General features: G+C 55.1%; 13 protein-coding genes. 3 read left to right on the top strand and 10 right to left on the bottom strand.

Annotation, left to right across the window (positions count from 1 at the left end; all coding sequences use genetic code 11):
- Window positions 1-75: 75 nt before the first annotated feature.
- The 8 genes from ACM6I5_RS08595 to ACM6I5_RS08560 form a co-directional block, all read right to left on the bottom strand.
- Window positions 76-1,413: an OprD family porin gene (locus ACM6I5_RS08595; RefSeq protein WP_414883587.1), complete on the bottom strand. Its 1,338-nt coding sequence runs from the start codon at window positions 1,411-1,413 to the stop codon at window positions 76-78.
- A 125-nt stretch (window positions 1,414-1,538) separates the two neighbouring features.
- Entirely contained in the window at window positions 1,539-3,194 is a 1,656-nt protein-coding gene (locus ACM6I5_RS08590) for a cation acetate symporter (protein WP_017339251.1), read from the bottom strand.
- Window positions 3,191-3,553, bottom strand: coding sequence for a DUF485 domain-containing protein (locus ACM6I5_RS08585; protein ID WP_017339252.1), 363 nt, complete (start codon window positions 3,551-3,553; stop codon window positions 3,191-3,193). The genes ACM6I5_RS08590 and ACM6I5_RS08585 overlap by 4 nt, the downstream gene beginning before the upstream one ends.
- A 31-nt stretch (window positions 3,554-3,584) precedes the next feature.
- Window positions 3,585-4,805 carry an FAD binding domain-containing protein gene (locus ACM6I5_RS08580; RefSeq protein WP_414879808.1) on the bottom strand — a complete coding sequence of 407 codons (1,221 nt, stop codon included), beginning with the start codon at window positions 4,803-4,805 and terminating at the stop codon, window positions 3,585-3,587.
- Window positions 4,802-5,284 (bottom strand): VOC family protein, encoded by a 483-nt coding sequence (locus ACM6I5_RS08575; RefSeq protein WP_414879809.1) that lies wholly within the window; start codon window positions 5,282-5,284, stop codon window positions 4,802-4,804. Before ACM6I5_RS08575 ends, ACM6I5_RS08580 begins: the two co-directional genes overlap by 4 nt.
- 307 nt (window positions 5,285-5,591) lie before the next feature.
- Window positions 5,592-6,299: a TetR/AcrR family transcriptional regulator gene (locus ACM6I5_RS08570; protein ID WP_017339255.1), complete on the bottom strand. Its 708-nt coding sequence runs from the start codon at window positions 6,297-6,299 to the stop codon at window positions 5,592-5,594.
- An 80-nt stretch (window positions 6,300-6,379) separates the two neighbouring features.
- Window positions 6,380-7,297 (bottom strand): LysR substrate-binding domain-containing protein, encoded by a 918-nt coding sequence (locus tag ACM6I5_RS08565; RefSeq protein ID WP_414883586.1) that lies wholly within the window; start codon window positions 7,295-7,297, stop codon window positions 6,380-6,382.
- 25 nt (window positions 7,298-7,322) lie between these two features.
- A complete protein-coding gene (locus ACM6I5_RS08560) occupies window positions 7,323-8,534 on the bottom strand; it encodes an MFS transporter (RefSeq protein ID WP_031318982.1) in 1,212 nt (403 codons plus the stop codon).
- A 424-nt stretch (window positions 8,535-8,958) separates the two neighbouring features.
- On the opposite strand from ACM6I5_RS08560, the gene ACM6I5_RS08555 reads away from it, so the two are divergent.
- On the top strand, window positions 8,959-10,638 hold the full coding sequence (locus ACM6I5_RS08555; RefSeq protein WP_414883947.1) for a methyl-accepting chemotaxis protein: 1,680 nt from the start codon (window positions 8,959-8,961) through the stop codon (window positions 10,636-10,638).
- A gap of 75 nt (window positions 10,639-10,713) precedes the next feature.
- On the opposite strand, the gene ACM6I5_RS08550 is transcribed toward ACM6I5_RS08555, so the two are convergent.
- Both ACM6I5_RS08550 and ACM6I5_RS08545 read right to left on the bottom strand, forming a co-directional pair.
- The gene (locus ACM6I5_RS08550) at window positions 10,714-12,714 is read right to left on the bottom strand and encodes a peptidase U32 family protein (RefSeq protein WP_414883585.1); all 2,001 of its coding nucleotides are present in this window, start codon (window positions 12,712-12,714) and stop codon (window positions 10,714-10,716) included.
- Window positions 12,715-12,864: 150 nt separating this feature from the next.
- Window positions 12,865-13,260 carry a hypothetical protein gene (locus ACM6I5_RS08545; RefSeq protein WP_017339260.1) on the bottom strand — a complete coding sequence of 132 codons (396 nt, stop codon included), beginning with the start codon at window positions 13,258-13,260 and terminating at the stop codon, window positions 12,865-12,867.
- 51 nt (window positions 13,261-13,311) lie between these two features.
- Here ACM6I5_RS08545 and ACM6I5_RS08540 point away from each other — a divergent pair, with 51 nt between their 5' ends.
- On the top strand, window positions 13,312-13,671 hold the full coding sequence (locus ACM6I5_RS08540; protein WP_338012303.1) for a DUF6555 family protein: 360 nt from the start codon (window positions 13,312-13,314) through the stop codon (window positions 13,669-13,671).
- A gap of 171 nt (window positions 13,672-13,842) precedes the next feature.
- Entirely contained in the window at window positions 13,843-14,274 is a 432-nt protein-coding gene (locus ACM6I5_RS08535; RefSeq protein WP_414883584.1) for a hypothetical protein, read from the top strand.
- Window positions 14,275-14,304: the final 30 nt, after the last annotated feature.

Raw genomic sequence — 14,304 nt, 5'->3', positions numbered from 1 at the left:
CAGCCATAAACCGCACGGGCCCGCCGAGTTTTAAAGTTCCGGACATCACCGCTCTGAAGTGAGCAACCTGATTCATTAAAACAATGCCAATTGGTAATTTATAATCACGCGGTTCTCATCTTGCTGGCGGGTGTTCGGGATATTGTTTCGCACCATTGCATTTTTCCACATGACACCCAAACCTTTGAGGGGGCCCGATTGCACGACGTAGGCCAGCGTAATATCACGCTCCCATTCACTGGAATTGCTGGAGGCAACGGTATCGATACCATCGCCTTTAACATACACAACACCCGCCGTCGCACCTGGCAAGCCCAGTGTTGCAAAGTCATAAGAGTAACGGGCTTGCCATGACCTCTCGCCTGCACGTACGAATTTCTGAACCTGCATCTCCGTGATGGTATAGGTGGTCGGGCCGTCACCCTGGTTTAAATACGGAAAGTCACTTTTACCATTACTTACTTCATAACCTGCGCCAAAGGTGTGACCCGCAACCGCATAGGTAAATAACCCACTGTACAAATTATTGTCGACTTCACCCTTCAAGGTATTACCGCCGTAGTAACCTGTCGTGAAATACGCAGGATCATGGCCGTTTGCACCATCACTTTTACTATTAAAGTAGCGAAGATCACTGGTCAGTACGCCAGGACCTATCGCCCAGTTGTGAATGAGCCCGAGAAAGTTCTGCGTGTAAAAATCTTCCAGATTGCCGTAATAGTACTGCAAGGTCAGATCTTTAGTCAGTTTGTAATCGCCACCTGCGTAGATGAACTTATTACTGAAACGACCGGTAACAGCATTATTAGCACCGGCGATGGACATGTTTTCGTTGTTACTGGAGTTGCGCCCCTTCACCTTATCAATTTGCCCGCCCACCAAGGTCAGGTCTTTGATATCGGCCGAAGTCACTTGGGTCCCTTGCCAGGTTTGCGGCAACAAACGTCCGTCATTGCTGAAGATCACCGGCAGTTTCGGCACCAGCGTTCCAAGCTTCAGCTCGGTCTTGGATATTTTCATTTTACCGGTCAGGCCCAGGTTGGAGACATCGTCAACCGCATGATCGCCGTCACTCGGAAACACGATGCCACCGTAGTTCGTGCCCATCGGATTGCCATGCTTGCCGGCGCTTGAATCCAGCTTGACGCCCAACATGCCCAGCGCATCCACTCCGAAACCTACCGGCCCCGGGGTGTAACCCGAGATGAATTCGAGCTGAAAGGCCTGGCCCCACTCCGCTTGATAACTCTGGTTGGCTGCTTTCTGAGCGGGTGTTGCTGAGTCTCGGTAATCGCTATTGATATAGAAGTTACGCAGTTTGAGCGCAGCTTTACTATCTTCGATGAAGCCCGCCGCATGGGCTTGCTGCGCCAATACACACAGGGCTGCTGCAACAGTCAAAGTACACTTCATTGGTTCGCACCCAAGTTGAGATTTATTGTTTTTGTACAAACTTTTCAGTGTTTTTCAGGCGTAGTTATTCACAAGTCCTGCACGTTCATGCAGCAACTATTTAATGTGAATGTTAATAACCCGAATTAATCAGCGTTCAACTGCGCCTTCCATGTCGCCGGCGTACCCAATTCAGAATCCACCAACTGATTTTCAAATCGATTGCGCTCACTGACAGCACTGGCGGAACGATCGGTGATGGAGAACCAGAAAATGCCGATAAATGCGACAGCCATTGAGAACAGGGCCGGGTATTCATACGGGAACCAGGCTTGCTGATGATGCAGGATCTTGACCCAAACCGTCGGACTGAGAATGCACAGGGTGATTGCCGATACCAGCCCCAGCGATCCGCCAATCACAGCGCCGCGTGTCGTCAGGCCCTTCCAGTAAATCGACAACAACAGCACTGGGAAATTGGAACTGGCGGCGATGGAGAACGTCAGGCTCACAATAAAGGCGATGTTCTGTTTTTCAAAAGCAATCGCCAGGAGAATCGACAACACCCCTAAAACGATGGTTGTCACACGAGAGACACGCATTTCTTCACGGTCAGTGGCGGTGCCACGGCGCAAGGCATGCGCATAGAGATCATGAGAAACCGCAGAAGAGCCGGCAAGGGTCAACCCCGCCACGACTGCCAATATCGTCGAGAACGATACTGCACACATGAACCCCAGGAAGACATTTCCGCCGACGTTGTGTGCGAGGTGTATCGCAACCATATTCACGCCGCCCACTATTGCGCCTGATGCATCGTGATAGGCAGGATTACTGGCAACCAGGGCGATGGTGCCGAAGCCGATAATGACGATCAGTGCGTACCCTATGCCGACAAGACCCGTGGCATAAAGAATACTTTGGCGCGCAGCCTTGACGTTACCGACGGTGAAGAACCGCATGAGAATGTGTGGAAGACCTGCCGTGCCGAAGACTAATGCCAGTCCCAGGGAAATGGCAGACACCGGGTCGGTAATCAGACCGCCTGGGCTCATGATTGCTACATGGGAGGGATGAACCTCAGTCGCTTGCGTGAACAGCTGGTTCAGGCTGAATCCGAATTCGGATAACACCATGAACGCCATGAAGACACAGCCGGTCAGCAGCAAGACTGCCTTGATGATCTGAATCCAGGTGGTCGCCAGCATCCCGCCAAAGAACACATAGATAACCATCAGCGTACCCACGAGAAGTACTGCCGCGGTGTAATCGAAGCCGAACAGTAACTCCACCAGTTTTCCGGCGCCTACCAGCTGAGAAACCAGGTAAAGCAGAACGATAACGATCGAACTGGACGCCGAAAAAGCACGTATGGGTCGTTGTTTCAGCCGATAGGACAGTACGTCCGCCAGGGTGTAACGCCCCAGGTTTCGCAATGGCTCTGCAATCAGGAACAGAATGATCGGCCAGCTGGCAAGGAACCCGATCGAGTAGATCAGTCCATCAAAACCACTGGTAAAAACCAACGCGGAGATGCCCAGCAAAGACGCCGCAGACATGTAGTCTCCAGCGATTGCCCAACCATTTTGGAAGCCGGTAATTTTCCCACCTGCTGCATAGTGATCGGCAACGCTATTGTTTTTACGTGCAGCCCATCGCGTGACAAACAGAGTGAAAATGACAAACGCTAAAAACATGCCGATGGCAATCGGATTATGTTTTTGTGCGGCGGCAGGGACATCGGCCGCATAGACCGCTACCGAAGCAAGGACGGCGGAGATTGCAATGAGTAGACGCTTCATTTGTTGAAGCTCCTGATGATTGTTTTTATTTCAGGGTCGTAGCAGGTGTTAGTGCGCCATACATAGACAGCAACAAGAACAATCGTGAAGGCGAGCATTCCAAAGCCAATCGGCACACCCCAGGTCATCGGTTGCCCTTCGACGATAGGTGTACCCAAACGGGCAGGTATAAAGGCCAGAGAAAGAATGAAGCCGAAATAGACCGCCAGCATAAGCGCCGTCATGCTCCACGAAAATATTCGTCGCTGCTTTACCAGCGCACGAAACTGCGGATTTTCGAGAATCGGGTTTTGAAGTGTGTCATCAACCTGATTAGCGGACATGGCCGGGCCACCGTCTCGCGGATATGCATGTTCCATGGTTGTCTCCTGCAAAGGACGTGTGGCTGAATTAAAACTTCACCGGCACTGCGGTCTCACGCATCACGGCTTCTGGAGTCCGGTATAACTCAGCCATTTCGCGCTCTTCTTCACTCTTCAGTTGCGCCTGCATGTAGGCACCAAGATGCCTGGCATGTTGAACAATCGATGCCCCGAAACGACAGCGTTGCTCGCTGTAGTCCGCCAATGCCTCTTCCACGGATGCATGTCGCTCAAGTGCTTCGACGATTGCCAAGGCATCACCGGCCGCCTTGGTAACACCCATCCCGCAATGGGGACGCGCCACAAATGCCGCGTCGCCCAGTAAAGCGACACGTCCGAAATTCATTTTCGGTACTTCCAGATCGTAAATCGGCTGGAATAACGGCTGAGCCGCTTTCTTTACGACTTCCGCAAACTGCGGGGCAAGTAAGGTCTCTGCGGATTCGTACATAGTGTCGAGCACGTCACGGCGTATCAGCGCCGGAGGGATACCGCCTTCAAATTGCTTGCCGCTTTCATCCCTCAGCAAATCGCGCAAATCGTCATTGTCGCTGGTGCGGTACCACACAAAGTTGTAACGACGCTCCCCGACACGGGTGCTGTTGGAATGCCCGGCAACGGGATACCCCAGGATCTGTTCGTGCGGAGGCAAACAAAACGCGAATTTATCGAACAGGGCTGCGTGGGCAGAGTCAGACAGGACACTTTCATCCACTAACCCACGCCAGGCGATATAGCCGGCATATTGCAGGTGCACGTCAGGTAAAAAATGCTGGCGAATCGTCGAACGAAATCCATCCGCCGCGATAACGACGTCTGCCTGGTGAGTCGTACCATCAGCCAATGTGACGCTGGCATGAGTTTCAGTGCTTTCAACGGAGACGACGCTACCACCGCAGCGATACAGCGAGTCCGGAAATGCGGCGCGAAGCACCTGATACATCTTCCCCCAGGCGGTCAACGTCTGTGGGAGCACGTTCTCAAGTACGACATCACCGTCCTGGGCCAGCGTGACCCGTGAACGCACATCGATACCTACGGATGCATCGAGGGGAATTCCCGCTGCGGCCATCGCTTCAAACAATTCAGGGTGTGTAACGATGCCTGCGCCACGCCCGGCAAGCTCATCCGGAACGCGTTCGAAGACCTCGACATCCCAACCTTTGCGCAACAGCATATTGGCTGCAAACAGACCACCCAGCGAGCCGCCCACGACAATGGCGCGGGGTTTGTTCAATGAATCGATCATGAGCGTACTCCCGCAGTCGCTGCCGCATGGGCGGTGTAAGAACCGACTGCTTCAATTTCGGAGGCCGGGAAGTTGAGCTCGATGGTGACGCCAGACGGGTCTTCGATGAACACCTGATGCAGGCCGAGGCTCGGAACGGTGCGATCACGCCAGGCAATGCCCTCGGTCTTGAAGACGTTCCAGAACTCAACCAGGCCGGTTACCAGAAACGCAATGTGGTCGACGGTCCCAGTGCCGGTCAGCGGGATGTCCTTGTCACCGAGGTACTTCTTCAGACCTTCGGGGTTGGAGGGATCAATCCCGATGATGTGGACGGTGCCAAAGTCTTCCTCATCCCCTCCCATGTACAACCAGACGCCAGGAAAATCGAACGGCGGCCGGTAGCCAGGCTTGAAACCGAGCACCCTTTCATAGAATCGACTGGACCTCTCCAGGTCGAACGACCGGATCGAGTAATGAGCGAGCTTCAGGACGTGCATGGTGCCTCCAACTGTTTTTGTATTTATTTATCACTTGATAAACAATACGACCTGACGAAATTGAAGGCAATAGCTGGAGGATCAAATTTTCGCAGGACTGACCGGAACGACGTCGCGGCGTCGCTGAAAGAGAACACGCTTCAGGCGTTGGGAAAGGGCTTTTGCAAGGCAAACAGACGCGATAACGACCCTCACCACCCGCTCAGCTGAAGGCTGAAACAGGTGATGAGTGGTCGACAAAAAAGAGGGTCGAAGCAGGAGATCAGGGGGCAGGAAAAGGGGAACAATTCATTCGGATCGAAGCCGATCAATTCTCGCCGAGGTCGTTATCGAGTTGCTGCAGGACGTGGGGACTGCCGTTAAGGAACGCATCGACCATCTGCTCGATCTGCGCATCAATGTCCTCAGTCACTGGAAGATCGTAAATCCATTTGCGCACGCCGATATAGAAAATGCTGGCATGCAAACTCCAGATCAGCTCAAGCTCTTTTTCATTGATCGTTTCACCTGAGGACGGCGCCAATCCATGAGCATGGCGAATTTCTGCAATGACAGGAATGAAGACGCGCTCACGCAATTTAGCCAGATACCGATCGTTGATGCCTTCACGTGTCAGCCCGGCGAATACGAAGATACGAATCCATTCTCGCCGCAGAATCACGCTTGCGTATGAAGTATAGAAACGAACCAGGCGAGGCTGCAGGGGTTCCGAACGATCCTTGATGATCGCCTCCCACTCGGTATCCCACTGATAGACCTCCTCGTAGACACGGTCTATCAAGGCCTCTTTGCTAGGAAAATATCGATAGAGCAAGGGTTGGGTAACGTCAAGTTGTCGCGCCAGCTCACGGGTACTCCCCGAGAATCCGCACGTTGCAAAATGCTCGATGGCTTTCTGCACAATCTGCTTTTCCCTGACCTCTGGCGAAAGGCGTCGAGTCGTCGACTTGACGAGGCCTTCGGAGTCGGCTGATTTTCCAGGCTCTTTCTCGTCCACATTTTTTGAGTCTTGCATAACGCCTCACTAGAGCTTCATCGAGGCATCATACAAAACAAAAGAATGCGCTGGCTATGAACCCGATTTATCAGGCGCAATCAGCTCTGCGACAAGCCTTCAGGCCCCAGCAATTCGCTGATGAAATCGATAAACGCATTGACGCGCCGGGAGCCACGATGATTGGGGAGATACAGCGCAGAGATGGCCGAACTCGCATCGTTCGGATTGACAACAAATGACTCGAACAACGACGTCAATTGACCACCCCCAATATCATCATCGACGAGCCAGTCAGGTAACAAAGCCACCCCGCCGCCCGCCAGCGCGACCTCCCGCAAAACCTCCGCATTGTTGCTTTTAAAGCGCCCCTCCACGGGTACCCGAGTCTCTTCACCGTCGTTCAGGAAAGTCCAGACCTGTTGCTTTGGGCCGTAACTGAAGCGCATGCATTCATGCCGCAAGAGGTCCATGGGATGTTCAGGGAAGCCACGGGTCTTCAGGTACTCAGCATTGGCAACCACCCGACGTCTGAAATGGCCGACGGGACGACTGACGACACCATCCATCGCTGCTGCCGAGCCCAATCGGATCGACAGATCGACGCGCTCGCCCAGCAATTCGACAATGTCGTCAGACAGCGTCATGTCCAGCACGAGTTGCGGGTAACGCTTCAAAAACGAGGCGATATGAGGCGCAATCAGACGACGTCCAAACGCCACCGGGACGGAAATACGAAGATGCCCTGCGGGCACTTCCCCACGGTCAGTGACTGAAGCATCCGCTTCGGCTACTGCGCTCAATACCTCCCGCGCTTTCAAGTAGTAAGCGGCCCCGGCATCTGACAACGATATCTGACGCGTGGAGCGGTTAAGCAAAACCGCCCCCAGTTCCGCCTCCAGCCCATCGATCATCCGGGTCACGGAAGACGTCGCCAGGCCCAACTGCCGAGCGGCAGAAGAAAAGCCCTTCGAGTCCACAGCCTGGACGAACATCTTCAGCGCGAGCAACTTGTCCATGACGCTCCTTGACTGCTGCGGAGTCTTATTGAGCCTGCCCGGCTCGACGAGAAACCATCGAAAAGGCGACCAGAGCGATCAGTGACAAAGCGCTACCCACCGCTGCAACAGCCAACCAGCTGGCGTGTTCATAAAGCGAACTGGCCACCGAGGAACCGATTGCGCCGCCAATGAAGATACTGATCATGTACAACGCATTCAGACGACCTCTGTTCGCCGTGCCCAGGGCGTAGACGGCTCGTTGGCCCAGCACCATGTTCATCTGCACCGCAAAATCCAGCGCGATACCGGTAACCGCCAAACCAATCACACCGTAAAGGGGATTGATGAAGGCCGGTAGGAAGCTCACAACGCCCAACACCATGGCCAACTGTGAGGCACGTCGAGTGTGTCCGGCATCAGCGAGTCGACCGCTTATAGGCGCGGCGACTGCACCGATGGCGCCAACCAGGGAGAACATCGCGATCTGACTTTGCGTGAGGCCAAACTCACGGCTCAATACCAGCGGCACCGCAGTCCAGAACAAACTGAACGCCGCAAACATCAGCCCCTGATAAAGCGCACGCTGACGCAATACCGGCTCGCGGCAAAACAGTTGCCCAAGGGACATCAGCAGTTGACCGTACGACGCCCGATGGGCCGGCTGCCACTTGGGCATGGTCATGGCGATCACGATGGAGATGATGAGCATCAAGGCAGCCGCCCCGATAAACACGGCTCGCCAGCCGAAATGATCAGCCACCAGGCTCGACAGCGGCCGCGCAAGCAGAATCCCCAGCAGCAAGCCCCCCATGATCCCGCCAACCACCCGGCCGCGAGATTCTTCCGGAGCCAGATGCGCAGCCAACGGGATAAGCATTTGCACGGAGACCGAGCTGAAACCGATGAGTGCCGAGACGACAAGAAACACGCTCGGCTGCTTGGCCAGACCGGCGGCGACCAGGCTGAAGATCGTAATCACGATCGTCGCGATCATCAGTCGGCGGTTTTCTACCAGGTCCGCCAAGGGCACCAGGAAAAACAATCCGAGTGCATAGCCAATCTGAGTCAGCGAAACAATAAAGCTCGCGCTGCCATTCGACATGCCGATATCCGGGGCGATCAAGCTGATGATCGGTTGTGCGTAATAGATGTTGGCCACGATGGCTCCGCAACAAAACGCGAACAGAAGCACCAGCCCTCTGGTCATTGAAGTTTTTTGTATCGTCGTTGCTGTACTACTTGTAGAAGCGCCCATTCCATAAACTCCTGAGATTCGACAGCGGTGACTCTCCAAGGAGAGATCACTCGCATTGATGTTTGTCAGGTCAACAAAATAGGCGGCACTCCCCCTCCAGAGAATATGGGCAGGACGCAACGTCATGTTGCGTCAAGCGCAAAAGACCCCGGGCCTGGTCAACGTTTCCTCTTGGGTCAATGACACGACAGGTTCTTCCACCGCCGTTTACCGACCATCGACAAGCCGTTCGGGATGAGCGTAGACTACTATTGATCGATCGATCATTAATAATTTTTTGACGACGGGAGACCTTTCAGTCTCTCCAGACCCAACGGCTTCAACCCAAAAACACCCCCGCCTTTTACGCGACGTTTAGCCAGCCTTGGCCGAAATAAAAAGGGGTGGAAAACAATAAAATCTCTTGAGTGAGGTGAAACTCATCGTGATGCTAAGTCTTCGCAGCAAAATCATTCTTCTGACGATCATCCCTGGCCTTTTGCTGGCTGCAGTGATCAGCGGTATCACCTTTTGGGTTTTGCAAAAGCTGGCATCCGAAGAAGTCGAGCAGACGCGCGACCTCTTGATCAATGAGCGAAAAACTTCGCTCAAGCACTATATGGAAATTGCCCAGGCATCGATTCAGCCGATCTACGACGCTTCCGGATATGGGGATTCCAACGCTCGGGATCAGGCCGTCAAGATTCTGCGTACGCTGAGTTTTGATAAACAAAACTACTTTTACGGCTACGACTCTTCGTCTGTTCGCGTGTTCTCCGTCAATCTGAACACCGATATCGGCAAGAGCTTTGTCGATAGCAAAGATGCCGACGGCGTATACGTCATTCGGGGGCTGGTTGAAGCGGCCAGGACGGGCACTCATTTTTTCCGCTATCAATGGCAAACACCCAGCAGCCCGAAACCTACACCCAAGCTCGGCTACACCGTTTACCTGGATAAATGGGACCTGATCGTGGGTACCCAGGTGAACCTGGACGATCTTGAGGTTCAGGTGCAGGCCATCGCCAGCGAGCGTTATAAGCGAATCGGCCAACACACCACGTACATCCTTTTCCTTGCCGTTTGCGTGCTGCTATTCGTGGCGCTGATTGGCATTTGGCTAGGCAACAGCATTGTGAGACCTGTGCTGGCCATCAAGAAGAAACTGGACGACATCGCCGCTGGAGATGGCGACCTCACACACCGCTTGCCCGTTTCGAGCAACGATGAGCTGGGCGATTTGGCTCACTCGTTCAACTTGTTTGTGGAAAAAATTCATAGCCTTGTACGTCAGATCGCTGAGATGACCGGGCAATTGACTGCACTGGTCGAAGAGATGTCGGCCCAGGCACAACGGTCAGAGCAGGCCATGGATCGTCAGCGCCAGGAGACCGATCATGTGGCGACAGCCATACATGAAATGTCCACGGCTGCGCATCAGGTTTCCGTCAGTGCCCAAAGTGCTTCGCTCGCAGCACGGGAAACCAGCGATGTGGGTGGGCAGGCAAGGGATGTCGTCAACAGGAGCATCGAAAGCATTCATTCGTTGATTGAGGAAATCGGCCAAAGCAGCGCGTCCCTGGACAGCCTGAACAAGGATGTGCAGTCGATAGCCGGTGTCGTTGACGTCATTCGTTCTATCGCGGAGCAAACCAATCTATTGGCTTTGAACGCCGCCATTGAAGCAGCGCGGGCCGGCGATGCGGGTCGTGGTTTTGCGGTGGTCGCTGACGAAGTCAGGGCCCTGGCCAGCCGTACGCAGAAAAGCACTCAGGAAATCCATGGGATGATCAGCCTGCTGCAAAAAGGTACTCAAGGCGCCATGATCACAATGGGCCGCTCCAGCGAAACAGGCCGGACAACGGGGGAGCTGGCAAACCGGGCGGGAATGTCGCTGGACGCCATCAGCCAACTGATCGACACCATCAATGACATGAACGCTCAGATCGCCAGCGCGTCCGAAGAGCAAAACGCCGTGGCCGAAGAAGTAAACCGCAGTATGAGTCACATCTCACAGGCGGCTGACGTAGTCGCCGGGGACGCCAAGAATGGCGCACAAACCTCCAGAAGTCTCACGGATCTGGGGAGTCGACTGGGTCGTCTGGTTGGCCAGTTTCGTATTTAGATTCTGGCCTGCCATACACGCAATCGGGTCGATCAGGCGAGCGCAACAGGACAACTGCACGCTCGCCTGTCACGCTCAGTGGGGCGCGCGAGGGATGGTCTTGAGCAGGTCTTCGGGGCTGATGTGACCGACGATCGGTTCCATGACGCTGCCCGGTTGCGGCAGATCGAGGATGTGTCCCTTGATCTTGCCGATGACGTGCATCTCGCAAGGCTTACAGTCGAACTTCAGCGTCAGCACCTCGTCACCGTGCACCAGTTGCATTGGCGCGACCTTGGTGCGCACACCGGTGACGCCTTTGGCTTGCTTGGGGCAAAGGTTGAAGGAGAAACGCAGGCAGTGCTTGGTGATCATCACCGGCACTTCGCCGGTTTCCTCGTGGGCCTCGAAGGCCGCGTCGATCAGCTTCACGCCATGTCGGTGATAGAAGTCGCGGGCCTTCTGGTTGTAGACGTTGGCCAGGAACGACAGGTGCGATTCCGGGTACACCGGCGGCGGGTTGGTTTCGTCCTTGCGGCCTCCCCGTGGGTGGGCCAGCAGGCGGGCCGCGGTCAATGCTTCGATCACTTCGCGGCGCAAGGCCTTGAGCTGCGAATTGGGGACAAAAAACGCCTGGGGCGCATCCAGTTCAATGGCGGTGGCGTGGTAGTCGGTGGTGCCCAGTTGACCGAGCAGGTCACGCAGTTGCTCCAGGGCCTGCTCCGGCTTGTTGGCCAGACCGAACGGGCCGTCCAGGGAAACGCTGGCGCTGACGCCCTCCTCGCTGGTGGCGGTGAGTTGCAGGCGCTGTTCGTCCAGCCGTGCGACCCAGGTCAGGCCGATACGACGTTCGGCAGACGTCTTCTGCAAGGCTTGCTGCCAGTTATGGTCCAGGTTGCGGCTCAGTGGATGGTTGGGCCGCAGCTTGTACATGCCTTCCGGCATCTCGTTGGGCTCGACGCGGTAGCGATAGCGCTTCTGGCCCTCTTCGTCGAACTCTCCCCTGGGCTCCGCGATATTGGCGCGGAATCCCACCACCTCGCGCTTGATCTGCACATTGAGGCCATCGCCGTTGGACAACGGTTCGAAGGTCACCACCTGCAAGTCGCGCTTGCCAACCTTCTCCACCACGCCCACCGGCAAGCCGGTGAAGGTCGGTGAATCGAAGGCGCCGATGTCGATCTTGCGCTCGCTGACGAAGTAGTCGGTGCTGCCACGGTGGAAGGTCTTGTCCGGGTCGGGCACGAAGAAGTGCGCCGTGCGGCCACTGGAAGCGCGGGCCAGGTCCGGGCGGTCTTCGAGAACATCGTCCAGGCGCTGGCGGTAGTAGGCCGTGATGTTCTTCACATACCCCATGTCCTTGTAGCGCCCTTCGATCTTGAACGAGCGAACGCCGGCTTCCACCAACGCGCGGATGTTGGCGCTCTGGTTGTTGTCCTTCATCGACAGCAGGTGTTTTTCATAGGCAACGACGCGGCCCTGGTCGTCCTTGAGGGTGTACGGCAAACGGCAGGCCTGGGAGCAGTCGCCACGGTTGGCACTACGGCCGTTCTGTGCGTGGGAAATATTGCACTGGCCGGAGAACGCCACGCACAGCGCGCCATGAATGAAGAACTCGATCGCCGCGTCGGTCTCGTCGGCGATGGCGCGAATCTCTTGCAGGTTAAGCTCGCGGGCGAGTACCAGTTGGGAGAAGCCCGCCTGGTCAAGGAACTTGGCTCGCGCCAGGGTGCGGATGTCGGTCTGGGTGCTGGCGTGCAGCTCGATCGGCGGGATATCCAGCTCCATCACGCCCAGGTCCTGGACGATCAACGCATCGACACCGGCATCGTACAGTTCGTGGATCAGCTTGCGGGCCGGCTCCAGTTCATTGTCATGCAGGATCGTGTTGAGGGTGGTGAACACCCGGGCGTGGTAGCGACGGGCGAATTCCACCAGCCCGGCGATTTCACTCACCTCATTGCAGGCGTTGTGGCGGGCGCCGAAGCTTGGGCCACCGATATACACGGCGTCGGCACCATGCAGGATGGCTTCGCGGGCGATGCTCACGTCACGGGCGGGACTGAGCAGCTCCAGGTGATGTTTAGGTAGAGACATGTTTTTTTATCTGGTTTGTCACGGTCGAGGCACGCATTGTAGCGGCGAAACACTCGACCGGCACCCGTGGCCTACCGAGTGATGACCGCTGGCAATAGAGCCCATACGCCATCAATCATCCAGCGTTCTTATCCTTTAACCGAAATTCAACTACTGGGGCGTCAAGGTGTAGTGATAGTGCACCTTTCCGGAAACCGGATACACCAGCCAGTAATCGTCATTGTCCTTCATCAGTCGATAGCACTCTTTGCGGATTTTGGGGGATGTAAAACAAATCACGCCGTCCTTGGTTGTCCAGCGTTCTGTTTCTGGAGGATATCCCTCAAGCGCAAAAATTTCGGTGCCATCTGCATTGAAGCTCAATGAATAGGGCAATCCGGCCTTGCCGATATTGTTCAGTTTGTGGCCGATCAGCGTGCTGTGGATCTGAGCATCGTCAAGTGCCACGGCTGTCGGGGTGACGGGCTTGATGACGGGTTCTGGCTTGGAGGCGCAACCGCCCAAGGCAATGGCGATGACCAAGCAGTACAGCGTCTTTCGGTTCATGTTGCACCTCAGGATGACTCGGGCATGGAGGCGGTAGATGAAGCTTAGGCAATGACGACGGGAATGTTTATTTTCAGAACAAAAAACCTCCGCGTTTGGCAGAAACGGGAAGAAGCCCGAAAAAGAAAGGGAACTGGCACTAAGCCACTAATGTCGGAGCCGCATCACCTGGAGAAATGGCTGATGCGCTCTCGGCATTTTGAAATCACTTACTGTTTGAATGGCTCGCGCCGAATGTTCGTCCAGCCGGACGTACACATGACCGATGAAGATGCGTGGTACTACGCGTGTCTGCACGCGGGCGTGGGCCTTTTGTATGGGGAAGACGTGGCTCAGCAAAATGGTGCGCAACTGCGCGGACACGCTGAAAAGTCCGGTTTGACGCACGTCAAATGGGAAGAGTTGCCGTAATTACGCCTAGCGATATGCGAATTCCAGACCCGAAAGAAAAAAAATCACAACTGCCCGCTACGCTCGAATCACCACGTTTTCCCCCACCCCATAAAAGGTAAATACCATGCCTTTCTATCTGGGATTCCGCGCCTGGGCGCAGAATTATCGGACCTTGACCGGACGGGTTTGATGGTGGCGATGATCGCTGCCGCGATCTTGCTGCTTGTGGGCCTTGGTTTGTCCTTTCACCTGAAACTCTGGCAAGCGCTCACGGAAATCATCTATGCCAAAGTCCACTTGAAGTTGCCGCCTTCCCTGCTGTGCCTGCTGACTTGCTTCGCTGTATTGGGCGGCATCTATGGGTGGCTGAATAACCACTATCCGGCCGACAGTATTATTTTCAAGGATAAGCCCTGGACGCTTGGGGAGATCAAACAGCGACTGGAGACAGTGTCAGGGGTGGATATTCAACTGAAAGGAGACGTGGCGAGTTTTGCCATTGATAGAAGGATAAGCGGGGCCTGCGCGGCTGATGTGCTGAAAGCGATTTGTGACCATTACCGGGATCAACTGATTTGTCGCAATGAGCCCGCGCGAACCATTATCGAACGTAAACCCTGAAAGTTGCTGCGTACAAAACAACTGTGGGAG

Source organism: Pseudomonas sp. IT-P171 (assembly GCF_949767765.1).
Classification (GTDB): domain Bacteria; phylum Pseudomonadota; class Gammaproteobacteria; order Pseudomonadales; family Pseudomonadaceae; genus Aquipseudomonas; species Aquipseudomonas fluorescens_B.
Note: the sequence above shows the minus strand (reverse complement) of the source record. Positions and strands in the feature narration are given on the sequence as shown.

Excerpts from the sequence above, each read along its gene's own strand:
- ACM6I5_RS08595 (WP_414883587.1), bottom strand. The coding sequence starts at position 1,413 with ATGAAGTGTACTTTGACTGTTGCAGCAGCCCTGTGTGTATTGGCGCAG.
- ACM6I5_RS08590 (WP_017339251.1), bottom strand. The coding sequence starts at position 3,194 with ATGAAGCGTCTACTCATTGCAATCTCCGCCGTCCTTGCTTCGGTAGCG.
- ACM6I5_RS08585 (WP_017339252.1), bottom strand. The coding sequence starts at position 3,553 with ATGGAACATGCATATCCGCGAGACGGTGGCCCGGCCATGTCCGCTAAT.
- ACM6I5_RS08580 (WP_414879808.1), bottom strand. The coding sequence starts at position 4,805 with ATGATCGATTCATTGAACAAACCCCGCGCCATTGTCGTGGGCGGCTCG.
- ACM6I5_RS08575 (WP_414879809.1), bottom strand. The coding sequence starts at position 5,284 with ATGCACGTCCTGAAGCTCGCTCATTACTCGATCCGGTCGTTCGACCTG.
- ACM6I5_RS08570 (WP_017339255.1), bottom strand. The coding sequence starts at position 6,299 with ATGCAAGACTCAAAAAATGTGGACGAGAAAGAGCCTGGAAAATCAGCC.
- ACM6I5_RS08565 (WP_414883586.1), bottom strand. The coding sequence starts at position 7,297 with ATGGACAAGTTGCTCGCGCTGAAGATGTTCGTCCAGGCTGTGGACTCG.
- ACM6I5_RS08560 (WP_031318982.1), bottom strand. The coding sequence starts at position 8,534 with ATGGGCGCTTCTACAAGTAGTACAGCAACGACGATACAAAAAACTTCA.
- ACM6I5_RS08550 (WP_414883585.1), bottom strand. The coding sequence starts at position 12,714 with ATGTCTCTACCTAAACATCACCTGGAGCTGCTCAGTCCCGCCCGTGAC.
- ACM6I5_RS08545 (WP_017339260.1), bottom strand. The coding sequence starts at position 13,260 with ATGAACCGAAAGACGCTGTACTGCTTGGTCATCGCCATTGCCTTGGGC.
- ACM6I5_RS08540 (WP_338012303.1), top strand. The coding sequence starts at position 13,312 with ATGACGACGGGAATGTTTATTTTCAGAACAAAAAACCTCCGCGTTTGG.
- ACM6I5_RS08535 (WP_414883584.1), top strand. The coding sequence starts at position 13,843 with ATGGTGGCGATGATCGCTGCCGCGATCTTGCTGCTTGTGGGCCTTGGT.